The sequence below is a fragment of the Streptomyces tremellae genome, from assembly GCF_039540215.1.
Lineage (GTDB): Bacteria > Actinomycetota > Actinomycetes > Streptomycetales > Streptomycetaceae > Streptomyces > Streptomyces tremellae.
In genome coordinates this window covers 133,637-155,980 of record NZ_BAABEP010000002.1, presented here as the reverse complement: position 1 = coordinate 155,980, position 22,344 = coordinate 133,637, and the positions used below count along the sequence as shown (strand labels likewise).

Sequence of the window (22,344 nt, the reverse complement as noted above, 5' to 3'; positions counted from 1 at the left end):
GACCGGCCACATCACACGGTCCGCAGCCTCACCGCACCGATCACCCTGCGCACTCGCCTGGCCGCCATCACGGAGAGAACGCTCAACCCAGCCGCACCAGCGGCCATTACTGACCCGATCCGCCCCGACACATCCTCGACAGAACCCGCGCCCAGTATCCGGAGATGCCTGTGACCAGCGAGCCGCCCGCGCAGCCGATGACCATCGGCGAACTGTCCCGGCGCACCCAGGTGACCGTCAAGGCACTGCGCACCTACACCGACTGGGGCCTGATCTACACTGCTGGCCGCAGCCCGGCCAACTACCGTCTGTACGACACTGACGCCCTGTGGTGCGTACGGCTGATCGGCGAACTGCGCAGCCTCGGCCTCACCCTTGCCGAGATCCGCGACCTCCTCAGCACCTACGCGGACAACGGCGAGCGAGCCCTCGGCCCCTCACTCGCCGAACGTCTGCGCACCGCCCGGGCCCGCATCGACAGCAAGATCGCAGACCTAGAAAAGACACGGCGCCGCATCGACGCCTTCGAAGCCACTCACCAGGCTGAACTTGCCCACGGCAGCGGCCCCGGCCTGCTGGCGGACGATCCGCGACGGTGCACACGGTGCGCTTGACTCTGCCCCCGGGGACAGACCCTACGGTCAACACCAGACGCCACCATCCGGACGCACGGCAGCCGGCCCTCTGCCGGCCTCCGCCCGAAGACGACAAGGAATCTCCACCATGGACACCTCCGCCCAGCAGCTCGCCGACCGCCTGACCACCGCCCTGGGCGGCGGTGAAACCGTCACCGGCCAGCCCTGGCTGTGGCGCCCGCTGCTCCAGCTGCTGGCCACCGGCCAGCCCGTCACCACCGCCCAGCTCGCCACCGCCACCGGCCACAGCGAAGACGACGTCCGCCACGCCCTGGCCGCCATGCCCGACACCGAATACGACGACAGCGGCCGCATCATCGGCAGCGGCCTGACCCAGCGCCCCACCCCCCACCGCTTCGAAGTCAACGGCAAGCAGCTGTACACCTGGTGCGCCCTGGACACCCTCGTCTTCCCAGCCGTCCTCGGCCGCACCGCCCACATCGAATCCCCCTGCCACGCCACCGGCACCCCGATCAGCCTCACCGCGGCCCCCGACGGCGTCACCGACCTCGCCCCGGCCGACGCCGTCGTCTCGATCGTCACCCCCGACGACATGACCTCCGTACGCTCGGCCTTCTGCAACCACGTCCACTTCTTCGCCAACCCGGCCGCCGCCCAGGACTGGCTCACCGACCACCCCGGCATGACCGTCCTGCCCGTCGCCGACGCCTACCAGCTCGGCCGCCCCCTCACCCAAAACCTCCTCGACGGGACAACCCCGGAGTCCTGCTGCTGAACCGCGCCCAGCCTTGACCTTCCCCCCTGCTGGAAGGTCAACGCTGGAACCATGCGCATCAGCACCCTCGCCACGGCCACCGGCCTCACCACCAAGACCATCCGCTACTACGAGCAAAGCGGACTGCTGCCCGCACCGCCCCGGACTGCGGGCGGCTACCGCGACTACCCGCCCGAGGCCCAGCCCCGGCTCACCTTCATCCGCGACGCCCAAGCCGCCGGACTCACCCTCGCCGAGATCCGCGGCGTACTCGCCCTGCGCGACAGCGGCCAAGCCCCCTGCCCCCACACCGCCGCACTGATCGAAGCCCACCTGCGCCACATCGAGGAACGCATCACCGCCCTCACCCGCACCCAAGCCGCACTACGCCAACTCACCACCCAGGCCCCCTGATCCATCCCACTCGCGTCTCAGGGCCCGCTACAGTGTGGCCTTCGTCACGACAAGCGTTGGAGATAGCGACACGGTGAGCCCTTCGAATGCGACACAGGCCAGGTCTTCGTCCCCCTTGTAAAGCGACACGACCTGCGGGGGACACAGCGTCTGCGGAGACAAACCTGCTGAGGACCCTGGCGATGAGCGCGACCGTCTTCGGGGTGCTGCTGGGCCTCGGCGCGCTGGGCGCGGCCGCCGGAGCACTCACCGCACCGGCATTGGCCCGCCGGTATGGGCCGGGGCCGATGATGCTGGCCGCGCTCGCGGTAACTCCCCTGACCCAGCTTCCGCTGCTGCTCGCCTCTCCCGGCCTTGCCTGGCAGATCACGATCGGCTTGGCGCTCTTCCTGCAGCTCGCCTGTGCCGGTGCCGCGGGTACCACCCAGCGATCCATCCGCCAGATCGTCACCACGGCCGGGATGCAGGCGCGGATGCAGGCGGTGAGCACCTGGCTGACGTCCGGCGCGCGCCCCGTGGCCGCGCTTCTCGCCGGCGCCTTGGGCACGTGGGTCGGTGTCCGGCCCGCCCTGACCGCCGGGGCCCTCCTGCTGCTGATCCCGCTCGTCGTCCTCGCCCGCTCCCCGATCCGCGCCCTACGGCAGATGCCGGACCCGCCCGCGGACCGGACGTCCCCTCCGGCCGTGCCCTCTCCGACGCGCACGGACGACGCGCGGCACGAGCGCGCACTCGGAGGCGATGCCTCGTGAACGAGGTGCCGAACTCGCCGGTGCTACCCGCTGCTCCCTCTACCGATCCCCTGGAGTGCACCGTGCTGAGCGACCCCACTGCGCCCGCCGCGCCCCTCCTTCCGGTCCAGCACAGCGCCGACACCGTGGAGGCTGTGGCGGCCCGGGCGGCGATGGTCGCCCGGCTCGAGGAAAGCGGAGCGCTCGGCCCCGGACCGGTGCGAGAGGCGCTGCTCGCGCTGCCGCGCCAGATCCTGATGCCCCAGGCATACGTGCGGCGCAGCGCCCCGGATGAGACCCCGCCGCGCTGGGATCTGCTGGACTGGAGCCGTCCGGCCGACCGGAAGGAGCTGCTGGAGCGGCTGCACAGCGGGGACAGCGTCTCGATCCAGCACGACGGCGAACCGATCCTCGGCCGACCTCCCGGGCCTCGCCGCAGGGGCGCGATCACCGCCATGTCGAGCACGATGAGCCTGACCACGGACCTGCTGCAGCAGCTGGACCTACGGCCCGGCCAACGGGTGCTGGACGTGGGGACCGGCGCCGGGGTGACCGCGGCGGCGGCCTGCTTCGTGTGCGGCGACAAGGGCGTCGTCACCCTCGACATCGACCCCCACGTCACCGCGGCCGCCCGCGAGCGGCTGTCCGCCCTCGGCTACCGGCCGGCCACGGTGACCGGAGACGGCAGCACCGAATGGACCGCCGCCGCCCCGTACGACCGGATCTTCGTCTCCTTCGCCGTCCGCCACGTTCCGCAGGCACTGGTGGAGCAACTGGCGCCGGGCGGGCGCGCGCTGATGACGCTCGGGACGTCGTCGCCGTCGTGGCCGGGCCTGGCCGTGGTCGAACGGCGACAGGACGGGAGCGTGGAGGCCCAGCTGCGGGCGGTCGAGTTCGGTCACCGGGCCGGTGCCGGCTTTGACCGGCTGTTCCTGTCCTCCGCCTTCCGCGCGGAGATCGCCACGGCCGACGGATGGACGCAGCGCAGCATGATCGCGCCGCCGCCCGACATGGCGCGCGGCATGTGGCTGGCCCTGGACCACCTGCATCCAGGGCTGGTGCGCGACTTCGGCGCCGAGGACCTGACGATCGGCGCGCCCGGGTGCCGGTCATGGATGCGCGTGCGACCTGTCGGCCTCCGCCGGTGGGACGTGACGACGTCGGGGCCGCGGGACATCTGGGCGGAGATCCACGATGTCGCCGGCCGGTGGCGGACGGCCGGTGAACCGGACGTCTTCCGGCTCCGATTCGACGCTGACGGCAGCCAGCGGGCCACCAGCCCGAACGGCGCACTGACCTGGCAGCTTTCCCCTGGCGAGACTGGAGACGCACGATGACCCGCCCTGACCAGCCGACCTCTGCGGCGGTTTCGGACGATGCCTTGTTCGGGCCCGAGGCCGCCGACTACGCCCGCTACCGTCCCGGCCTCCCGGACGCCGTAATTCACCTCCTGGCCGCCACCCAGCACGGTGTGCCCGCCCCCGTCCTCCTGGACCTGGGGACTGGCACCGGTCAGGTGCCCCGAGCGCTGCTGCCCGTCCTGCGCCGACTGGCGCACGTCTACCTGGTCGACGTGAACGCCTCGATGCTGGAGGCGGCTCGCGCCGCAGTCGAACCGGTCCGCGGAGCATGCACGGTCGACGTCTTCACCGGCGCCGCCCACACCTTCGCGCCCGCCGCGCCCGGCCGGGCGCCCACCCTGATCACCTGCTCCCGGTCCTTCCACTGGATGTCCCGCCCGGAGGTCCTGTCCATGGCCGACCGGGTGGCCGCGCCGCGCGCCGTCGTGGCGATCATGGGCGACGGCAGCCTCTGGACCCATGAGGCCCACTGGACGGCCGCCCTTCGGGCACTGATCCAGCGCTACCTCGGCGAAGACCGGCGCGCGGGCCCCCACGGCACCTACGCCGGACCGGACCGCCGCTACGAAGACGATCTGGCCGACTCGGCGTTCAGCGCGGTGACCGAGCACAGCTTCCCCGTCGCCCGCACCTGGACGCCCGAGGAGGTGATCGGCTACCTGCGCACCACCAGCTTCGCCCGTCCCACTCTGTTCGCCGGCCACCACCCCGAGTTCGAGGACGCTGCTCTCCGCCTGCTCCAGGACCATGCCGGCGGCGGCGTCCTGAAGGAGGACGCGGTGTTCACCGTGCTGCTCGCGCGCCGCCCCGGCGGTGAGGCGTGAGCGGCACCCAGCGGCACACCGAGCCGCTCGACGTTCACTTGCTCGCCGTACGCGACGGCGAGGCCGGGCCCGAGGTGCTGCTGTCCAGGCGGGCCGGGAACGTGTACGCGCCGGGCTGCTGGCATCTCGTGTCCGGGCATTTGGACGGCCCGTGGGAGGACATGGTCACCGCCCTGGTGCGCGAGGCCCGAGAGGAGTCTGGCGTCGTCATCGACCCGGCCGACGTCCGGGCGGCCGTCACCGTGCACCACCGCGCCCCCGCCGGCGGAGCCCGGGTCGGGGTGTTCTTCGAGGTGAAGCGCTGGGAGGGCACTCCGGAGGTCATGGAGCACGATGTGTGCGACGCCATGAGGTGGTTCTCCTTCGACGCCTTGCCGGAGCCGATGGTGGCGTACTGCCGGGCCGGGCTGGACGCCTACCGGGCCGGCGCGCGGATGGCCGTGCACTTCCAGGAGCCCAGCGACCCGATCGCCTACGACCGGACCGTCGACCGGCTGCTCCTGGTCCCCGAACCCGACGCGCACGGCGCGGTCCCGGAGCCGGCGGTGCGCGCGTTCGCCGAACAGGCGGTAGGGCGGGTCACCGCCTGGACGGACGTGTCCTGGGCGAGGGAGGAGAGCCGTGTGTGGCGGGCGGCTGGCGCCGAGGGCGGCGAGTGGTACGTCAAGATCCACCAGAACGACCGCTTCCACCAGCGTGAAGTGAACGCCCTTCGCAGCTGGGTCTCCGGCATCGGGGCGGCCGCACCCCGGCTGGTGGCCGCCGAGCCCACGCTGCGGGCCGTCGTGCTCACCGCGGTGGGCGGCCGGACCCTGCACGGCGCCGTCCATCCGCCCGAGCAGCAGCGCCACATCTTCCACCGCATCGGGCAACTCGCGGCGGCTATCCACCACAGTGCCCCGCCCCGGCCCGCGTCCGGCGGCCTGCCTCTGGGGAAGCTGGAGCGCCACCTCGCGGGCGCCCTGCCCCACCTCGCGCCCGGCGACGAGAAGTTCATCCGCACCACCGCCGAGGCGACCACCGGCCTGGCGCCCTTGGAGACGGTGCCCACGCATGGTGACTTCCAGCTCCGCAACCTGCGCTGGGACGAGAGCGCCGACACCCTCTACGTCATCGACTTCGAACGGTCGGAAGACGGCCCAGCCGTGCGGGACTTCGTACGGCTCTCCGACGCCTGGCACGGCCGGCCCGACCTCCTCCAGGCCGTGATGGACGGCTACGGCCGCCCCTTCACCCCGGACGAAGAGGCTCACCTCACGATCCTGTCCGTCCTGGATTCCGTCTCCGGCATCGCCTACGGCGCCACCCACGACGATCCCGAGCTCGTCGAGCGCGGCCTGCGCACGCTGGCCCGGCTCCGCGCAGCCCAACGCCCCTGAACACCACCACGCCTACGTACGAGGAGCAGCACGTTGACGTACACCACCCGCGACAAGTGGGAGAAGCACTTCAGCGACGGCAAGAACTTCCGGCAGGTCGGTGAGCGGGAGCGGGAGCTCCTCGCCAACCACACCCCCGCCCCGGACGGCGGCGGCCGGACGCTCGATGTGGGATGTGGTACCGGGGAGCTGGCCGTCTACCTGGCCTCGCTCGGCTACACCGTGGACGCCATCGACTTCGCCGAGAGCGCGCTCGCACGGGCCCGGGAGGAGCACGCCGGTGTCGAGGGCGTGCGCTGGCTGCGACTGGACATCGAGCGCGACGACCCCGCCCCGCTGCATGAAGAGGGGTATGACCTGATCACGCTGCGCCTGGTGTACCCGTTCGTGCAGGACAGGGGACGCGTCCTGCACGGGCTGGGTGAGCGGCTGCGCGACGGCGGCGCTCTCGTCGTCATCACCCCGGTGGCGGCCACCACACCCGAGGAACGGCGCGCCATCGCCTTGGACGAGGATGAGATCGCCGTGCTCGCCGCCGGATGGGAGACGGTGGAGCGCCTGGACGCGGACGGCCTGGCCGTCCTGATCCTGCGCGGTCCCTGCCACACCGACACCAGGGCCGTCGAGAAGCGGCCGACCACCGCCCATGCCCTGACCGGCGCCCTCGCGGTCGTCACCGACGACGCCGGCCGGGTCCTGCTCGGCCGCTCCCGCCGCGGCATGCTCGAACTGCCCGGCGGCAAGACCCGCGGCCCGGAGGGCTTCGCGGCCGCGGCGGTCCGCGAGCTCGCCGAGGAGACGGGCCTGATCGCCGACCCGGCGGATGCGTACGTGGTGACGATGCTGGTCGACGACAGCCACGGCATCCCGCGGCTCACGGCCGTCGTCCGCATCACCGCGTGGACGGGAACGCTGACCAACGAGGAACCGGAGCTGTTCGACCGCTGGGAGTTCTTCGACCTGCACGCTCTCGCCTGTGTCGGAGACGTCTTCGTTCCGGCCGCACTCTCGATCGACAGCGTGTGGCCCGGCGTCATCCCGGACCTGCCGCCTGTGGTCTCCTACCCGCTCGCCGCCGACCGGCCGCCCGTACCGGGTGAGCCAGCTGAGGCCGTCCGGCTGCGCCAGGCGATGGCCCAGACGGTGATCGACGGCGGCTGGGCCCCGTCCGAGCCCGTCCGCGACGCGCTGCGCACGGTGCCCCGCCATCGGTTCGCCCCGGAAGTGAACCTGGCGGACGCGTACGACGGCGGCGACAGGGCGGTCATCACCCGCCGCGACGAGACCGGGACGGCGATCAGCTCGGTGTCCGCGGCCTGGCTCCAGGCCGACATGATCGAGAGCCTGCGCCTTCAGCCGGGTGCCATCGTGTTCGAGGCGGGGTCCGGTGGCTACAACGCCGAGCTGCTCGCCCACGTCACCGGGCCCGGCGGGCGGGTGGTGAGCGTCGACATCGACCCGTGGGTCATCAGCCGCACCCGGGCCTTCCTCACGGAGACCGGCAGCGGACGCGTCACCGCCATCGAGGCCGACGCCGCCCTTGGCGCGCCCGCCCACCTCGTACCCCGCGGCGGCTTCGACGGCAGCATGATCACCTACAACTGCTGGGACATCTCCCCGGCCTGGCGCGAACAGCTGGCCGAAGGCGGGCGCCTGGTCCTGCCGCTGGAGATGGGCGGCTACACCAGGGCGATCGCGTTCGAGCGGCACGGCGAGGTGCTGCACGCCCGCCGCTTCACCTACTGCGGCTTCGTCCGCGACCAGGGGCAGCAGGCCCGCCCCGCCCCGGTTGCCCCCTTGCTCGACGGAGCTCTGGCACTGCGCTTCGACGACGGTCCCGTCCCCCGCACGGAGGGCCTGGAGGAGGCGCTGCGCGGGCGGCGGCACGAGGTCGCGACCGGCGTGACCATGGGTGCGACGAACTCCTACTTCGGCTCCCTTCAGCTGTTCGCGGCCACCACCGTGCCGGGCTCCTGCCGGCTGGCCGCCCACCAGGAGTCCGCCGAGGCTGTGACCGGCATCGCGAAGGACCGCGACGCCCCCGCGATCCTCTGCGGGTCCTCGCTGGCCTACCTGATCCACGTCCAGACCAAGGACAGCGACCGCCGGGAAGACAAGGAGTGGGAGTGGTTCGCGTACTCCTTCGGCGAGCAGGGGCCCGAGCTCGCCGAGCGGCTGGTGGCCACGGTGCTGGCCTGGGACCGTCACATCCGCGCCGAGGCCAACGACGAGCACGCCGATCCTGTCCTGACGGTCCACCCGGCCGGCACGCCCGACGATGCGTTGCCCGCCGGCGACGTCCTGGACAAGGTGAACTGCCGGATGGTGTTCCGGTGGCCGGGGCGTGACGTGGTGCTGCCCGGTCCCGTTGAGCGTCCTGTGGCCGACGCCGTGGCGGAGGGGGTGTGACGATGGAACGGACCTTGCGACAGGCGGTGTTCGTCGCCCCGGCAGAGCGCGACGAGTCCGACCGGGTGCGTCGCGCGCACGCGGCCGCCGCCAAGCAGTTCCGGGTGTCCGCATCGGGGCCGGAGGTATGGGGGTGGCAGGGCCGCACCCTGGGGCGGCGGGCCGGGAACTGCTGGCTGCGCATCGTCTCCGCCGAGGTGGACAAGGCGGGCGGTCGGCTGTGGGAGGGGACGGCGACCGCTGACACGCACGTGCCGCGGTCGGTGCCGCGGCCGCGGCTTCGCGGAATTCTCGACTGGACCTCAGCGGATGTCGCCTACCGGGCGGAGCTCACCGAGTACGTGTCCGTCCAGCCGGTCACCAGTGGTACTCCCGCGCTCGACCAGGACATCGCTCTGCCCGACTCGTGGTGGTCGGAGCTGAAGTCCGCGCTCGGGACGCTCGCGGCGGTGCGCACCGACCGGGAATCGGTACGGCAGAACTGGGTCGACCGGAACTTCCGCCGCTTCCTCGGCATCGACCCCATCCAGATCCGTGAGACGACGACCGGGCACGCCGATCTGCACTGGGCGAACGTGACGCGGGCGCCCCTGGTCCTGTTGGACTGGGAGAACTGGGGCCGGCTGCCCGTGGGCTACGACCTGGGCCTGCTCCACGCGTACTCACTGGCCGCGCCGGTGACCGCCGCCCGGATCCGGCGCGAGTTCGGCCACGTCCTGGAGACCGACGCCGGCCGGACCGGGGAGCTCATCGCCCTCGGACAACTCCTCCAGGCGTGCTCCCGGGGCGTCCACCCTCACCTCGCCCCGCTCGTCGCCCGCCAGGCCGAGCACCTCACCGGCGCCCCCATCCCCACGCCCTGACCGGCCCCGAGCCTGGAGGAACCCCTTGTCCCGCCCACGCGTCGACGTCGTCGTTCTGACCATGAACGACCGCCCTGCGGAGGAAGCAGCCGCGCAGGCGACGCTCCTTGCCCAGAGCGGCGTCGACGTGCGGGTGGTGGTCGTCGGCAACGGCTGCAAGCCCGAGCTCGTGCCACCTGGTGCGCTCACCGTGTTCCTGCCCGAGAACATCGGCATCCCCGGCGGTCGCAACGCCGGCGCCGACGCACTGCACGAGGCCGGCGATCCGGCCGACTGGCTGTACTTCCTGGACAACGACGCTCGCTTCCCCCGCCCCGACGTCCTCGCCCGGCTCGTCGCCGAGGCCGAGCAGCATCCGGAGGCCGCCTGGGTGCAACCCCGGCTGACGGGCCCGGACGATGTGACCACCCCGCGCCGCTGGGTCCCCCGGCTGCGCGCAGCGAACCCGGGCCGGCCGGGGAGGGTCACCTCGATGACCGAGGGCGTCGTCCTGATCCGGCGCGCCGCCTTCGACGCGGTAGGCGGGTGGGAAGATCAACTCTTCCTGTATCACGAAGGGTTCGATCTGGCCTGGCGGCTGTACGCGGCGGGATGGAGCGGCTGGTACGCCGCCGGCATCCGTATGCACCACCCGCTCACCACACCCGCCCGCCATGCGCTGTACCACCGGCTCGCCGCCCGCAACCGGATCTGGATCGCATACCGGAACCTGCCCGCCCCGTTCATCCCCCTCTACCTGGGCGCGTGGACCGTGATCACCCTGGCCCGGGCCGTACGCGGCGGCGGATTGCGCCAGACGCTGCGCGGGATGCGCGAAGGCTGGACGACCCGGCGTACGCAGCCGCGGCGCCCGATGAACCGGCGCACCGTGTACCGGCTCACCGCCGCCGGACGGCCGCCGGTCATCTGAACCTCCCGTCCGCCCACCCCTTCGAGGAGAACCCTTCGTCATGAACAGCCCGCCGCTGCCCTCGCTGCTGGGGGTGTTCGCGCACCCGGACGATGAGAGCCTCCTGGCCGGCGGTGTACTCGCACAGCATCACGCCGCCGGGGCGCGCACCGGTGTCGTCACCGCCACCTGGGCGCCGGATAGCAGGCGAGCGCCCGAACTCGCCGCGGCCCTCGCTGTCCTGGGCGCCGGTCCCCCGCGGCTGCTCGGCTACGGCGATGCCCGCAACCCCGAGTCCGCCCCTGGTGAGTCCCGCCTCGTCGACGCGCCCCTCGACGAGGCCATCGGCCGTCTCGTCGCCCACATCCGCGCTTTCCGCCCCGAAGTCGTCGTCACTCACGACGCTCTCGGCCAGCTGACGGGCCACGCCGACCACGTGCGCACCCACCAGATCACCGTGCTTGCCGTCGAGGCCGCCGGTCTCGAGCCCCTCTACCCCGAGGCGGGCACCCCCTGGCAGCCGTCGGCGCTGTACGCGGCCACGCATTCGGAGGCTGGCGTGGGCCGGCTCGGGACCCTGCTGGAGAGGGTCGGGAAGAGCGTGCTGCCCGTCCCCGACGCGTATGTGACCACGACCGTCGACGTCAGCCCGTGGACCGGGGTGAAGTGGGCGGCCATCCTTGCCCACCAGGGGGAGGTCGCACGCGAACGGCCCCTGCCCGGCATCCTGGCCCGCCTGCCCGAAGTCGAACGCAAGGAGATCATCAGCACCGAGTTCTTCACCAGGCTCACCCCCGGCCCCGTCGCCGGTGATCCGTCCCGGCTCCTCGCCTGACAGGCACGCCCCCGCACTCTCCGCGCGCACCGCACAACTGGAGTCCACGATGACCACCACACCTACCGCTGACGAAACACCGGGCACCTTCACCGACGAGCAGTACGGGGCTCAACGCGCCGAGGCGGCCGTGTGGGCCGGAGCGTCCGTACTGATCACGGATCGGCGCGGCCTGGTCCTGGTCGAGCGCGTCGGCTATCGCGACACCCGCCTCCTGCCGGGCGGCGCGGTCGACAAGGGCGAGTCACCCGCCCAGGCCGCCGCCCGCGAACTGCGCGAAGAGCTCGGCGTCACGATGGCCCTCGACCGCGGGCTCGCCGTGGACTGGGTCTCCACCGCCGGCGCCAACGCGCGCCCCGCCATGCGGTTTCCCGGTGAGGTGCTGCACGTCTTCGACGGCGGGACGTGGGACGACGAACAGATCGCCGCCATCCGACCCCGCGCAGGTGAGATCGAGGCGGTCGAGTTCGTCGAACCAGCCCGACTGCCCGAGCTGATGTCACCCGACAACGCCCGCCGGGCTCTGTCCGCGCTGCGCGCCCGTATCAACGCCGCCGGCCCCGCCCTGCTGGAGGACGGTCTCCCGATCGCCCCCACCGTCCTGGACCGGGCCGGTGTCCTGAGCACTGCCCGCCCCCGGCACCACTTCCCCTTCCATACCGGTCCGGCTCCCGAATGCCTCCCCGTACACCAGGTGTGGGGCTGGCTCTTTACCCCGGACGGCCGCATGCTCGTGCTACTGGAGCCGGACACGGGCGCGGCGTGCCTGCCCGGCGGCACTCCCGAACTCCAGGACTGCGGCGACCCTGTGCTCACACTGCGTCGGGAGACCCGCGAGGAGGCCGCAGCCGAGGTCGGGGAGCCGCTGTTCATCGGGCACCTCTCCTCCCCCGACGAAACGTGCTCCCGCCTGCGGTACGCCGCCGCCCTCACACGCCTGGGGCCAGCGCCTGTCGATCCGGCCACCGGCCGCACCTACATCCGCATCCTGGCCACACCCGAACAGACCCTGGAGCTCTTCGACTGGGGCGAGCCGGCCGTCGACCAGCTCGCCGCCCTCCACCAGGCCCGCACCCGCCTCGGCATCCCCAAAGCCGTACGCCAGCCCGTCTCCGAACCGGCCGTCGGCACGTTCGCCCTCTGACAGTCCCTGCCCGACCCAGGAGGGCCGGGCCCACCTTGAAGCGAGGACTCCCATGACCAGCTCATCGCCTGCTGCCGGCAAGCAGCCCGCGCCCACTTCACCGCTGCCGACCGAGTCTGCCCACAGCCTGTCGCCGAACACTGCCCCCACCACCGGTCACCGGGCGCCGGTCCGGACAGGGCACTGCCCGTGCGGCCACATTTCCTACCAGGTCAGCGGCATTCCGGACGATCCGCACCTTTGCTCCTGCGAGCGAGATACTCGGGTGTCCGGCGGGCCCGCCGTGCTGTGGGTGGGGTTCCCCAAGGACTCGCTGATCTGGACTGGCTCCGGCGGCGAGCCGAAATGGTGGTACCCCTACCCCACCCTTCGCTGCGGCTTCTGTCCCGACTGCGGATCGCAGCTCGTTTCCATCGCCGACGACTCCGACATGGCCATGGTCACCGGGTTCAGCCTCGCTGACCAGAGCGGCATCGAACCACTGGGCCACTCCTTCCGCGAGCACGCCGTGCCGTGGATGCACATCACCCTCGCACCCGCACCCGCACCCGATCCTGGGCCTTAGGCGCGTGCTACAAGAGCAGGCCGGTGTGGGGGTGGGGCGCCGGCTGCTGCCGGATGACCTTCCTCAGTGCCCGGTTGATCTCGGGGTTGCGGCCAGGGACGTACGAGTGGATCGGCTCGTAGCCGCACGCGGCGTACAGGCCGAGGGCGGCGATGTTGCGTATGCCGGTTTCCAGCAGGATCTCGGTGGGGCCGCGGCCGAGCATGTCCTGTTCCAGAGCGGCGAGGATCCTGCGCCCGAGTCCCTGCCCGCGAGCGGGCGGCGCCACGTACATCCGTTTGATCTCGGCGGCCGAGGTGGTCAGGGTGCGCCAGCCCCCGCAGGCCAGTGCCGGTCCGTCCCCGAGCCGGGCGACGAGGAACAGACCGTGGGGGGCGTCGAACTCCGCGTCCTCCGTGGCTTCCGGGTCGTCGGCGGTGCCGTAGGTGGCCAGCTGCTCCTGGTGGAGGGCTTGGACGAGGGCGCGGGCGTCGGGGCTGCCGTAGGGGACGGCGGTGAGCGTCCACTCGGGGGCGGCCTGGAGCAGCGAGGTCATGGTGTCGATAGTGCCGTGCGCAGGGCGTCCAGCGCATCACTGTGTCCGGCGGCGCGCAGTTGCCGGCCGGCAGCTGTGCGGACTCCGGTGAGGAGGGTGCGGCATCGGATGGACTGGACCTGCGGGAGGGTGTTGGTCAGGGCGGTGATCCAGTGGGCGGTGGCTTCGGTGTCCCGGGCCCCGATGCTGGCGCGGACGAGGTGGATTCCGTGCAGGAGGCCGGATCGGCGGTAGCCGGTGGCCGTTCCCTGGGCGGCGGTCGGGTTCAGGAGCTCGGCGGCTTCCTGGAGCAGGAGTGAGCGCCGCCCGCGGGTGTGGCCGGCGAGGTCGACAAGCGCCTGGCCCGACTCGGCATCGACCTGCTGGGGAGTGAAGTAGTAGAGGGAGGGAGGGTCATCGCTGTGGCGTTGGCCGATCAGCTGCCGACATCGGTCGGTGGCCCGACGGAAGGCGTCCAGGTCTCCCGCGGCGGCCTGGGCGGTGGCGAGACGCCCCCACGCCCGGGCCTGGACCAGTGGGACGGCCTTGGCGGAGTGTTCAACCGCGGCGTGGGCGAAGCGCAGGGCCAGGCGTGGGTTACTGCCGGCGGCGTGCTGGTAGGCGAGCATGCCGAGGGCGTTGGAGACGGTGGTGGTGTCGCCGGCGGCGCGCGCGATCCGGATGGCCAGGAGCTGGTAACGGTGGCCAGCGGGGTCGAGGCCCGCGTCGAAGCTCATCCAGCCAGCGAGTTGGGCGGCGCTGGCGGCGTACCGGAGGAGCCGGTTGCCGGTGGCCGCGTTGTAGCGGCCGGTGTGGATGAGGGTCAGGGACTCGTGCAGGGCGATGCGGGCCTGGCGCTGGCTCAGGGGGCCGCCGCCGGTGCGGTCGTCGAGGCGGCGCAGTGCGGCGAGCTGCTCGAAGAGCATGTCGACGAACTCGGGGGCGACGTAGTTGCCGTCGCCCCTGCCGGGGGCGGGAGGGGCGGGGGCTTGGCGGGTGGCGTCCCAGACGGCCGCGGTGAGGTGTTCGGCGGCGGCTGAGTGGACGAGTGCCGGTTCGACGGCGCCGCTTGTCCACTCGGACGCGGTGCGCAGGACGTGCTCGAGTGGCAGGGGGCCGAGCAGGTCTTCGGTCTCGGCGGTCTCGGTGGCGGGCTGGTCGAGGCCCCACAGCTGCGCGGAGGTGTAGCGCAGGCCTGTCGCCTCGGTCAGGACGACCGCCACGACGTCGCGCACGGCGGCGGAGCGGGGCCGGTGTCCGCGCAGCCACTTGTAGCCCGCGGTCAGGTCTACCGGAGGCTGGCCCATGGCGTTCAGCCGTGGGTTGATGGCTTTCACCAGCTCGCGGGCCGACCACTTGGCGCGGTCCAGGGCGTCGGCAAGCACGGGCGAGGGGACGAGATCAGTCACCACGCCATGACGTTAGGTCACAAGCGGTGAGCGTGGGAGGTTTCACGGGATTTCACACTTCCGGTGCCTGCTTCACGTCCTTCACGGCCCGGGCGTCTGCCGGGTGCCGGGTGGGGGTGGTGGGCTGGGACGATGCCGATTCCCCTGCTCCTTCACGCCCCACGGTGGCCTTCATGATTCCTGCGTACGTTGCCGAACTCCGCTCCTTCGTCGGCCCTGACCACCGGCTCTGGCTGCCGGGAGTGAACGCGGTCGTCCTCGACGAGGGGCGGGTGCTGCTGCACCGTCGCTCCGACACCGGGGACTGGTCGATCCTGAGCGGCATCCTCGACCCGGGCGAGGAGCCGGCGGCCGGGGTGGTGCGCGAGGTGGCGGAGGAGACCGGGATCCGTGTGGTGGTCGAGCGCCTCGCCGGGGTGACGGTCTCCCCGCCGGTGGTGCACACCAACGGGCACCGGGCGCAGTACTTGGAGCTGGTCTTCGCGTGCCGTCCGGACGGCCCGGGCCAGGTGGCCCGAGCCGCGGACGACGAGTCGCTGGAGGTCGGCTGGTTCCCGGTGGACGCGTTGCCGCCGATGCGGGCGCGGACCGGCGAGTTGCTCAGGCTCGGCCTGGAGGAGCGGGAGCGGGCGTGGTTCCGGCCGGCGTGAGGACGGTGTGCCGCAGCACCTCGAACGCTTCCGCGGCGTCGTGGCCGATCTGGGCACCGCGCAGCCGGGCTGCGGCCAGTACCGCTTCGGGGGAGCGGGTGTGCGGCCAGGGCCGCATCTCCGTGGTGTACACCTCCAGGGCCTTCTCCTTGACGGCCAGCGCCTGGGGGGTGAGGGGCTGGAACCAGGTCGGGTGGAAGGGGCGTTGGGGTGCCCATTCGGTGGCGGAGCGGACTTCCCAGGCAAGGACCGTGGTGACCGGGCAGCCGGGCTGGGGCCGGGTGGCCGCGGCGACGGCCTCGGCGGTGATGCGGTGGTCCAGGGACAGGTCGGCGTTGCTGTGGGTGTAGACGATGTCGGGCTGCCAGGTCCGGACGGCGTTCTCGACGGCCTGGGTGATCTTCAGCCGGGGCACGGTGTCGAAGGCGTTGTCGTCGAAGGCGGCGATCTCGGCCTGGGCGTTGTAGAGGGCGGCGGCCCGGTGGACGCAGGCGCTGCGGTGGGCGACGGCCTGATCGTGGTCGTGGCCGGGGCGGCTGGTGGAGCTGGCGCTGAGCACCAGGATCCGTACCCGGTCCCCGGCGGCGGCGTGCTCGGCGAGCGTGCCGCCGGCGCCCAGGGTCTCGTCGTCGGCGTGGGCGGCGACGGCCAGCACGGTGCGGGCGGTGGCGGCGGTGTTCATGGCGCTCCTGTCGGCGGATCGGTTCGGGTCGCGTCGCGGCCCGCTGGAGAAGGGGTGGGAACTGGTATGCGGGAGTCGTGCTTTCCCGGTGTCGAGCTGCGGGTCGGCCGGATGGAGATCGGCGAGGGGGTGCGGATCGGTGAGGGCACGGTGATCGTGGCCGACGACCTGGTCCTGGGCGCCGGGGCGGTGATCGGGCCGGGCTGCGACCTGCGTTCGGCGCGCCTGGAGTTCGGCCCCCGGGTCCGTGTCGGCGAGGGTGGCCGGTGGCTGGTCGCGGACCTGGCCCGGCTGGGAGCCGGGACGGTCGTCGACGCGGACGCCGAGTTGGTGTGCCGGGAGCTGACGATCGCCGAGGGCACCTACGTGGGGCACCGGTTGCGGATCGGCGCGGGGGCGACGATGGAGGAGCGCTCTCTGGTGCGGATCGGGGCCCGGTGCCAGATCGCCCCGGACGTGACCTTGAACTGCACGGAGCCGGTCGTGATCGGCGACGAGGTGGGGATCAGCGCCCAGGTGGCGGTCTTCACCCACGGCTACCACGCCGGGCACCCGGTCCGCGACGGGCACGCAGGGGCGTTCGCCGGGGTCAGGGTCGAGGACGGGGTGTGGCTGGGCTTGCGGTCGGTGCTGCTGCCCGGGGTACGGGTGGGGGCGGGCACCGTGGTCGCCGCGAGCGCCACGGTGACCCGGCCGCTGCCCGCCGGGGTGCTCGCGGCCGGCGTGCCTGCGACGGTCAAGCGCCGCCTTCAGCCGCGGGCCCTGGATGCCGCGCAGCGGCGCGAGATGGTGTCCGCCCTGGTGGAGGGCTGGATCGAGCGCCTGGCCTTCAAGGGCCTGGCGGTGCGCCCGACGCCGGGCGGTGAGGGCCGGGCCGGGTGGGAGGTGACGGGCCGGGGCGGACGCTGGTCGGTGCTCCTTGCGGTTGACTCCGGGGCGGCGAGCGTCGAACTGGCCCGGCACGGCGGCGAGATGGTGGCGTTCGGGTTCGGTGAGCCGCTGACGGTGCGCGGGGTGCTGGATGAGCTCGGGCACGATCTGCGCGATCACTGCCGCAGGGCGACGTGGCTGTTCCCGTACGGGACGAACAGCCAGGGCCTGATGCCGCAGCGGTTCGCGCGGCTGCTGGACGGCGCCGGTCACGGGCCGGCCTGAAGGTAGGCGGCCAGGGCGGAGGTGACGCGCTCGGCCTGCGCGGCGCCGGCCATGCTCTCGGCCAGTTGCTGATGGGTGCGCGGGCCGATGACGGGGATCACCGGTGCCGGGCGGTGGGCGCGCAGCCAGGCCAGGGCCAGCCCGTGCGGAGTCATCCGCAGGGCGGCCGCCGCCTGGTGGAGCCGGGCGCGGCGCTCGCGCCCGGCCGCCGTGTCGTAGGCGGCACTGTGGTGGGCGCGGTGGCGGCCGCTGTGGTGGGCGACCAGGTAGCCGGCGGCGAGTGTGCGGTACGGGGTGACGGTCATGCCGTGCCGGGCGGCCATGTCCAGGTGTGCTCGGTCGGCTTCGACGAGCCAGGGTTCGGCGGGCGGATCGGCGCGCGCGGCCAGGCTCCACAGCGGCGCGGTGAGCGTCGGGGCGGTGAGCCGGGCCGCCGCGGCGTACGTCGCCCAGGCCTCCAGGCGGGCGGTTGTCCAGTTGGAGGCGCCGACGCGTTCGGCGAGGCCTTCGCGGACGGTGCGGTCGGCGGCGTCCGCGATTTCGTCGACCGGCACGGCGGGGTCGTCGCGGTGCAGCACCAGGATGATGGGCCGGCCGAGGCGGTCGGCGCTGCGGCGGGCGGAGGCGAGGATCGTCTCGGGGCGCAGGTCTCCCTGGTCGGGGCGGGCGGGGTCGAGTCCGGCCTTGGTGATCACCCGCATCGCGGGGGCGCCGGCGGTGTGCAGCCAGGCTCCGATCAGCGGCTCGGCCAGGAACGCGCCGTCGTGGGGGCCGTAGGTGGGGGCGGTGTCGATGAGCCGGCCGCCGAGCTCCTGGTAGGTGTCGAGGAGCCGGCGGGCCCGGTCGGCGGGAAGTGCGGGGGTGCCGAACTCGAAGGTGCCCAGCGCCGCCACCCCCGTCAGCGGGGTGGCGGCGCCCGTGGGGGCGGGGGTCACCGGGGCGCCCCGGCCGGGGTCCAGGCGGCGGCGCGGGTGCGGGCGGTGTCGGCGAGGGCCCCTTCGAGCGGCCGGGTGGGCAGCGGCCCGTAGGTGGCGGTGAACAGGGACGTGTCGGCGGTGAAGGAGCGGATCTCGTTGGGCCGGGGGTGGGTGTGGGTGAGGGTGCCGCGGCCGGTGGCGCGGATGACCGCCTGGGCCAGCTCGAGGACGGTGATGGCCTGTCCGGAGCCGATGTTGACGACGGGCAGCAGCCGGTCGGTGTCCAGGATGCGGCCGAGCATGGTGACGGTGTCGTCGATGTGGGTCAGGTCCCGGGCCTGGGTGCCGGTGCCCTCGATCATCAGGGGCCGGTCGGCGAGGGCGGCGTCGATGAAGGCGGGGACGACCGCGTCCGGGTCCTCCCAGGGGCCGTAGGTGTTGAAGAACCGGACCGTGCCGATCTGCCGGCCGGGGCCGAGGCGGGGCCGGTAGATGTCGGCCAGGTGCTCGGTGGCGGCCTTCCCGGCCGCGTACGGGGAGCGGGGCCGGTGCGGGGCGGTCTCGGCCAGCGGTCCGCGCTGCTCGCCGTAGACCTCGCAGGAGGAGGCGAGGAGCAGGCGGCCGGCGGCGGAGGCCGCGAAGGTGTGGAGGATGTGCCGGTCGACGGCCGTGTTGTGCTCGAAGCCGCCCGGGTCGAACGAGGCGGGGACGGACTTGTGGGCGGCCAGGTGCACGACGGTGTGGAAGTCGTCCAGGTCGGCGGGGGTGAGGGTGCGGACGTCGCGCTCCACGAGGTTCTCGGGGCGGGGCCGGGGCGAGTGGACGGACAGGTCGTCCAGGGCGGTGACGGCGTGCCCGGCGGCGCGCAGGGCGGTGGTGAGGGCGGAGCCGATGAAGCCGGCCGCGCCGGTGATCAGCAGGTTCACGAGGGGTCCTTGGCGGGGTCGAGGGTGTCGAGGTAGGAGGCCAGGGCGGCGGGGCCTTGGTAGGTGTGGGCGCGGATGCCGAGCTCGGTCGCGGCGTCGGTGACGAGGGCGATGTCGTCGACGAGGACGAGGTGCTCGCGGGTTGTGTGGTGGGCGGCGGCGACGTGGTCGAAGAACGCCGCGCCGGGCTTGGTGGCTCCGATCTCGTGCGAGCAGTGCACCGTGTCCAGGACCGGCAGTTCCTCGCGGAACAGGTCTCGCCAGAACGCGGCGTGCAGCACGTTGGTGTTGGAGACCCCGACCACGGCGTCGAAGCGGCCGCGGACCGCCGGGGCGGCCAGCAGGGCGAGCAGGAGGGGGTCGGTGGTGCCGTAGATCGCGTTCCAGCCCGCCTCCAGCTGGTCGTCGGTCAGGTCCACGGCCAGGAGACGGCGCAGGTGCTCCAGGTAGTCGGCGGGTTCGATCTCGCCGCGTTCGAAGGCGTCGAAGGGGGCGTCGATCAGCCAGCGCTCCCGCAGCTGTTCGGGGTTCTGCCCGGCGGCGTCGGCCCATGCGTCGAGGGCCTTGAGGAAGGAGTAGCTGAAGAAGACGCCGCCCATGTCGACGAGCAGGACACGGCGGGGTCGGTCAGACGAGAGCACGGATGGCACGGGTGGTCTCCAGAGTCGGCAGAAGGTGGCTGTAGCGGACGGCGATCAGGTCGCGGCGGGGTTTGCCGGTGGAGGTGACCAGAAGGAGGTCGGGCCACCGGTCGGACAGGACGTGGACGGCCGCCAGGTCGCAGTAGGGCAGTTCGCCCTCGCGCCGGGCCGTTTCGACGCCGTGGAACAGCTCACCCTCCAGCGCGGCGACCCGGTCGGGCATCCAGCCGGCGGTGGTGGGCGCGGAGACGAGGGCGACGGCGCGGGGAAGACCGGGGCCGAGTAGGCACGCGGCGTCGACCGCGGGGTGGGTGAGCAGGTGCGCCTCGACCGGTTCGGGGTGGATCATCTCGCCCGCGCCGGTCTTGAACGCCGATCCGATCCGGCCGGTCAGGCACAGCCCACCGGGTGTGTCCTCGTCGGTCCTCACCAGGTCGCCGGTGTGCAGCCAGCCGTCGCGGTCGGTGACCGCGTTCAGCCGCGGCCACTGCTCGACGTATCCGGCGGCCAGATGCGGGCCGCGCAGCAGGAGTTGGCCGTCGTCGTCGATCTGGTGGTCCACGCCGATCGGCCGGCCCAGCCCGGGGGTGGTGGCGTCGTCCTGGTGGAAGGCGGGGACGGTGGTCTCGGTGGCGCCGTAGGCGCCGCAGATACGCAGTCCCGTGTGCCGGTGAAGGGTGTCGGCGACCGTGCGGTCGAGGGCGGCGGCGCCGTTGACGGCGGTGCGCAACCGGGCCAGGGCCTGCCGCAGCCGCTGTCCGCTGTCGCCCGGCTGCTGGCAGGCGGCGGCCAGGCGGGCCCACACCTGGGGGACGCCGAGCAGGGTGTCCGCCCGGTGTTGACGCAGGTCCTGTGCGAGGCGGGCCGGGGTGGAGGCGATGACGGTGGTCCCGTACAGGCACATCAGGGTGTGGCCCATGATCCGCTGAGCGATGTGGGAGACGGGCAGGTAGGACAGGGTGGACGCGGGCCGGCCGGTCCACTGCGCGGTCCAGGTGTCGGTGCCGTGCACCAGGGCCGCCTCGGTGAGGGCGACGGCGCGCGGCACTCCGGTGGTGCCGGAAGTGAACACGATGGTGGCGGTCTGTTCCAGCCGGCGCCCAGCCAGGCGGCGGGCCGCCGTGCGCCACTGCGCGGGGGTGCCGCCCGGCCGGGTGCTCCGCTCGTCCACAGTGTGCACCGGCGTCCGGGCGTGGCCGGCGACGGCGGCGAGCGCGCCGTCGCCGCCGGTGTCCAGGACGGCGGCGGGCTGCACCACCGGCCACAGCGCGTCGAGTTGGTCGCGGGTCAGGTCCGGGAGGACGGCGGGTACCCCGCCGGCCAGGAGGACGGCCAGGTCCGCGACGGAGAACAGCGGGCCTGGCCCGGTGCGCAGCAGCACGACGCGCCCGGTCACGTCGGTGGTGCCGCGCAGTTGCTGGGCGAGAGTCAGTGCCCGGCCGAGGACCTCGTCGAACGTCCAGACGGTGCCGTTCAGGTCGACGACGGCCGGCTGCCTGCCGGGGTGGGCGAGGAAGCGCTCGAGGAGACGGTCGGCCATCACAGGTCCCGGGCGGTGGTCGCGGTCAGGTGGTGGGCTCCGGCGAGCTGGCGGCCGCGGGCGGCGACGAGCGCGTGGCGGGAGATGGTCAGGGCGTCGCGCCAGCAGCCCTCCAGGCCCGCGGCGCGGTGGATCGCGGCCGCCCCGGCGGCGTCGAACAGCGTCCGGCACGCGGCCTCGGCGGCCTCGGCCATCTGGCAGCAGGCCGTGCGCAGCAGCGCCCGCTGTCCCGGGCTGACGTGGCCGGTCAGTGCGCTGCTCCACGCGGCGTCGGTCGCGGCGTCCAGCAGGGCGGCCGCGGCGCGCAGGCGGCCGTCGGCCTGGTCGAAGGCGGCCTGGACCGCGGGCTGTCCGGCCATCGGCCCGGTGCCGTAGCGGCTGGTGGTGGTCGAGACGAGCCGGGTGAACGCGGCCCGGGCCCGCTCGCCGGTCGCGCGGGCGACTTCGGCGATGCACCCGGCCAGCAGCCCGTACAGGGGGTAGCGGTACAGCGGCCCGTCCGCGAGCGGCGGGTCGGTCAGGCTGATGCTGTGGGCGGGCGGCAGCAGGGTGTCGCAGGCGACGGTGTAGGAGGCGCTGCCGCGCAGCCCGAGCGCGTCCCAGTCCTCTTCGACCGTCGTCCGGTCACGCGGGGCGAGCCACCAGCGGGTGCCCGTCATGCCGCTGTTGGCCGGGGCCGCGAGGGCGGCCAGGGTCATCGCCGGCGCCCCGGTGACCAGCGGCCAGCGCCCCCGCAGGCGCACCCCGTCGCCCTCCGGCTCGGCCCGGCCGACCGGAACCGAGGAGCCGGCGACCACCGGGGCGGGGCCGGCCAGGTCGCGGGCCGTCTGCGCGTCCAGGCGCGACAGGAACGCCCCGGCCGGGGCGTGGATCGCCGTCACCCACCCGGCGGCCGGGTCCGCGAGGGCGACCTCGCGCACTGCCAGGAGGATCTGCGGCACGTCCCACTGCAGGCCGCCGCAGTGGGACGGCAGCGCAGCCCGGGGCAACGCCGAACTGGTCAGCGCCTCCCACACCTGCGGATGTAAGGTCCCGTTCCGCTCCCCGAACTCCCGGTACTCCGCGGCGGTTCGGCTCAGCTGCTCCACGGCCGCGAGGGCGGGGCGCTCTTGGACAAGGGTCATCTCGAATCTCCACTCGGATCAGGTC

At 73.2% G+C, this 22,344-nt stretch carries 23 protein-coding genes; 15 read left to right on the top strand and 8 right to left on the bottom strand.

Annotation, left to right across the window (positions count from 1 at the left end; genetic code table 11):
• The first annotated feature begins 164 nt into the window (after positions 1–164).
• From ABEA77_RS02755 to ABEA77_RS34060, 13 genes are all read left to right on the top strand, one after another.
• Positions 165–614, top strand: a complete 450-nt coding sequence (locus ABEA77_RS02755) for a MerR family transcriptional regulator (protein WP_237277184.1) — start codon at positions 165–167, stop codon at positions 612–614.
• A 109-nt stretch (positions 615–723) separates the two neighbouring features.
• Positions 724–1,371, top strand: coding sequence for an organomercurial lyase MerB (gene merB, locus ABEA77_RS02750; RefSeq protein ID WP_086755787.1), 648 nt, complete (start codon positions 724–726; stop codon positions 1,369–1,371).
• Positions 1,372–1,422: 51 nt separating this feature from the next.
• Entirely contained in the window at positions 1,423–1,764 is a 342-nt protein-coding gene (locus ABEA77_RS02745; RefSeq protein ID WP_086755786.1) for a MerR family DNA-binding protein, read from the top strand.
• 164 nt (positions 1,765–1,928) lie between these two features.
• On the top strand, positions 1,929–2,513 hold the full coding sequence (locus ABEA77_RS02740; protein WP_345641020.1) for an MFS transporter: 585 nt from the start codon (positions 1,929–1,931) through the stop codon (positions 2,511–2,513).
• 62 nt (positions 2,514–2,575) lie between these two features.
• Positions 2,576–3,829 carry a methyltransferase domain-containing protein gene (locus ABEA77_RS02735; RefSeq protein ID WP_345640593.1) on the top strand — a complete coding sequence of 418 codons (1,254 nt, stop codon included), beginning with the start codon at positions 2,576–2,578 and terminating at the stop codon, positions 3,827–3,829.
• Complete coding sequence (locus tag ABEA77_RS02730) at positions 3,826–4,677, top strand: class I SAM-dependent methyltransferase (protein ID WP_345640590.1); 852 nt, start codon at positions 3,826–3,828, stop codon at positions 4,675–4,677. The genes ABEA77_RS02735 and ABEA77_RS02730 overlap by 4 nt, the downstream gene beginning before the upstream one ends.
• Positions 4,674–6,056: a phosphotransferase gene (locus ABEA77_RS02725; protein ID WP_345640587.1), complete on the top strand. Its 1,383-nt coding sequence runs from the start codon at positions 4,674–4,676 to the stop codon at positions 6,054–6,056. Before ABEA77_RS02730 ends, ABEA77_RS02725 begins: the two co-directional genes overlap by 4 nt.
• Positions 6,057–6,089: 33 nt before the next feature.
• Positions 6,090–8,465, top strand: coding sequence for a methyltransferase, FxLD system (fxlM, locus tag ABEA77_RS02720; RefSeq protein ID WP_345640585.1), 2,376 nt, complete (start codon positions 6,090–6,092; stop codon positions 8,463–8,465).
• Positions 8,466–8,467: 2 nt separating this feature from the next.
• Complete coding sequence (locus tag ABEA77_RS02715) at positions 8,468–9,328, top strand: hypothetical protein (RefSeq protein WP_345640582.1); 861 nt, start codon at positions 8,468–8,470, stop codon at positions 9,326–9,328.
• A 25-nt stretch (positions 9,329–9,353) separates the two neighbouring features.
• Positions 9,354–10,238, top strand: coding sequence for a glycosyltransferase family 2 protein (locus ABEA77_RS02710; RefSeq protein WP_345640579.1), 885 nt, complete (start codon positions 9,354–9,356; stop codon positions 10,236–10,238).
• Between the two features lie 40 nt (positions 10,239–10,278).
• Complete coding sequence (locus ABEA77_RS02705; RefSeq protein WP_345640576.1) at positions 10,279–11,052, top strand: PIG-L deacetylase family protein; 774 nt, start codon at positions 10,279–10,281, stop codon at positions 11,050–11,052.
• A gap of 49 nt (positions 11,053–11,101) precedes the next feature.
• Positions 11,102–12,196: an NUDIX hydrolase gene (locus ABEA77_RS02700; RefSeq protein ID WP_345640574.1), complete on the top strand. Its 1,095-nt coding sequence runs from the start codon at positions 11,102–11,104 to the stop codon at positions 12,194–12,196.
• Between the two features lie 52 nt (positions 12,197–12,248).
• Positions 12,249–12,761 (top strand): GFA family protein, encoded by a 513-nt coding sequence (locus tag ABEA77_RS34060; protein WP_440078503.1) that lies wholly within the window; start codon positions 12,249–12,251, stop codon positions 12,759–12,761.
• 7 nt (positions 12,762–12,768) lie between these two features.
• On the opposite strand, the gene ABEA77_RS02690 is transcribed toward ABEA77_RS34060, so the two are convergent.
• Complete coding sequence (locus ABEA77_RS02690; protein ID WP_345640568.1) at positions 12,769–13,296, bottom strand: GNAT family N-acetyltransferase; 528 nt, start codon at positions 13,294–13,296, stop codon at positions 12,769–12,771.
• Positions 13,293–14,687, bottom strand: a complete 1,395-nt coding sequence (locus ABEA77_RS02685; RefSeq protein WP_345640565.1) for an NsdA family TPR-like regulatory protein — start codon at positions 14,685–14,687, stop codon at positions 13,293–13,295. Before ABEA77_RS02685 ends, ABEA77_RS02690 begins: the two co-directional genes overlap by 4 nt.
• Positions 14,688–14,857: 170 nt before the next feature.
• On the opposite strand from ABEA77_RS02685, the gene ABEA77_RS02680 reads away from it, so the two are divergent.
• Positions 14,858–15,334: an NUDIX hydrolase gene (locus ABEA77_RS02680; protein WP_189898305.1), complete on the top strand. Its 477-nt coding sequence runs from the start codon at positions 14,858–14,860 to the stop codon at positions 15,332–15,334.
• Here the strand turns inward: ABEA77_RS02680 and ABEA77_RS02675 are convergent.
• Positions 15,285–16,016, bottom strand: coding sequence for a PIG-L deacetylase family protein (locus ABEA77_RS02675; protein WP_345640559.1), 732 nt, complete (start codon positions 16,014–16,016; stop codon positions 15,285–15,287). The genes ABEA77_RS02680 and ABEA77_RS02675 overlap by 50 nt on opposite strands.
• Before the next feature lie 66 nt (positions 16,017–16,082).
• Here ABEA77_RS02675 and ABEA77_RS02670 point away from each other — a divergent pair, with 66 nt between their 5' ends.
• Positions 16,083–17,171 (top strand): hypothetical protein, encoded by a 1,089-nt coding sequence (locus ABEA77_RS02670; RefSeq protein WP_345640556.1) that lies wholly within the window; start codon positions 16,083–16,085, stop codon positions 17,169–17,171.
• Here the strand turns inward: ABEA77_RS02670 and ABEA77_RS02665 are convergent.
• The 5 genes from ABEA77_RS02665 to ABEA77_RS02645 are packed head-to-tail and all read right to left on the bottom strand — an operon-like array spanning position 17,156 to position 22,319.
• Entirely contained in the window at positions 17,156–18,106 is a 951-nt protein-coding gene (locus ABEA77_RS02665; RefSeq protein ID WP_345640553.1) for an aldo/keto reductase, read from the bottom strand. The genes ABEA77_RS02670 and ABEA77_RS02665 overlap by 16 nt on opposite strands.
• A complete protein-coding gene (locus ABEA77_RS02660) occupies positions 18,103–19,014 on the bottom strand; it encodes an NAD-dependent epimerase/dehydratase family protein (RefSeq protein ID WP_345640551.1) in 912 nt (303 codons plus the stop codon). The genes ABEA77_RS02665 and ABEA77_RS02660 overlap by 4 nt, the downstream gene beginning before the upstream one ends.
• Positions 19,011–19,655 (bottom strand): HAD family hydrolase, encoded by a 645-nt coding sequence (locus tag ABEA77_RS02655; protein ID WP_345640549.1) that lies wholly within the window; start codon positions 19,653–19,655, stop codon positions 19,011–19,013. The genes ABEA77_RS02660 and ABEA77_RS02655 overlap by 4 nt, the downstream gene beginning before the upstream one ends.
• Entirely contained in the window at positions 19,642–21,195 is a 1,554-nt protein-coding gene (locus ABEA77_RS02650; protein ID WP_345640546.1) for an AMP-binding protein, read from the bottom strand. Before ABEA77_RS02650 ends, ABEA77_RS02655 begins: the two co-directional genes overlap by 14 nt.
• The gene (locus ABEA77_RS02645) at positions 21,195–22,319 is read right to left on the bottom strand and encodes an acyl-CoA dehydrogenase family protein (RefSeq protein ID WP_345640544.1); all 1,125 of its coding nucleotides are present in this window, start codon (positions 22,317–22,319) and stop codon (positions 21,195–21,197) included. Before ABEA77_RS02645 ends, ABEA77_RS02650 begins: the two co-directional genes overlap by 1 nt.
• Positions 22,320–22,344: the final 25 nt, after the last annotated feature.

What these genes read in the sequence shown, in the direction of transcription:
- ABEA77_RS02755 (WP_237277184.1), top strand. Translation starts at nt 165, where the DNA reads ATGCCTGTGACCAGCGAGCCGCCCGCGCAGCCGATGACCATCGGCGAA.
- ABEA77_RS02690 (WP_345640568.1), bottom strand. Translation starts at nt 13,296, where the DNA reads ATGACCTCGCTGCTCCAGGCCGCCCCCGAGTGGACGCTCACCGCCGTC.
- ABEA77_RS02700 (WP_345640574.1), top strand. Translation starts at nt 11,102, where the DNA reads ATGACCACCACACCTACCGCTGACGAAACACCGGGCACCTTCACCGAC.
- ABEA77_RS02705 (WP_345640576.1), top strand. Translation starts at nt 10,279, where the DNA reads ATGAACAGCCCGCCGCTGCCCTCGCTGCTGGGGGTGTTCGCGCACCCG.
- ABEA77_RS02745 (WP_086755786.1), top strand. Translation starts at nt 1,423, where the DNA reads ATGCGCATCAGCACCCTCGCCACGGCCACCGGCCTCACCACCAAGACC.
- merB (WP_086755787.1), top strand. Translation starts at nt 724, where the DNA reads ATGGACACCTCCGCCCAGCAGCTCGCCGACCGCCTGACCACCGCCCTG.
- ABEA77_RS02670 (WP_345640556.1), top strand. Translation starts at nt 16,083, where the DNA reads ATGCGGGAGTCGTGCTTTCCCGGTGTCGAGCTGCGGGTCGGCCGGATG.
- ABEA77_RS02650 (WP_345640546.1), bottom strand. Translation starts at nt 21,195, where the DNA reads ATGGCCGACCGTCTCCTCGAGCGCTTCCTCGCCCACCCCGGCAGGCAG.
- ABEA77_RS34060 (WP_440078503.1), top strand. Translation starts at nt 12,249, where the DNA reads ATGACCAGCTCATCGCCTGCTGCCGGCAAGCAGCCCGCGCCCACTTCA.
- ABEA77_RS02730 (WP_345640590.1), top strand. Translation starts at nt 3,826, where the DNA reads ATGACCCGCCCTGACCAGCCGACCTCTGCGGCGGTTTCGGACGATGCC.
- ABEA77_RS02715 (WP_345640582.1), top strand. Translation starts at nt 8,468, where the DNA reads ATGGAACGGACCTTGCGACAGGCGGTGTTCGTCGCCCCGGCAGAGCGC.
- ABEA77_RS02645 (WP_345640544.1), bottom strand. Translation starts at nt 22,319, where the DNA reads ATGACCCTTGTCCAAGAGCGCCCCGCCCTCGCGGCCGTGGAGCAGCTG.
- ABEA77_RS02680 (WP_189898305.1), top strand. Translation starts at nt 14,858, where the DNA reads ATGATTCCTGCGTACGTTGCCGAACTCCGCTCCTTCGTCGGCCCTGAC.
- ABEA77_RS02675 (WP_345640559.1), bottom strand. Translation starts at nt 16,016, where the DNA reads ATGAACACCGCCGCCACCGCCCGCACCGTGCTGGCCGTCGCCGCCCAC.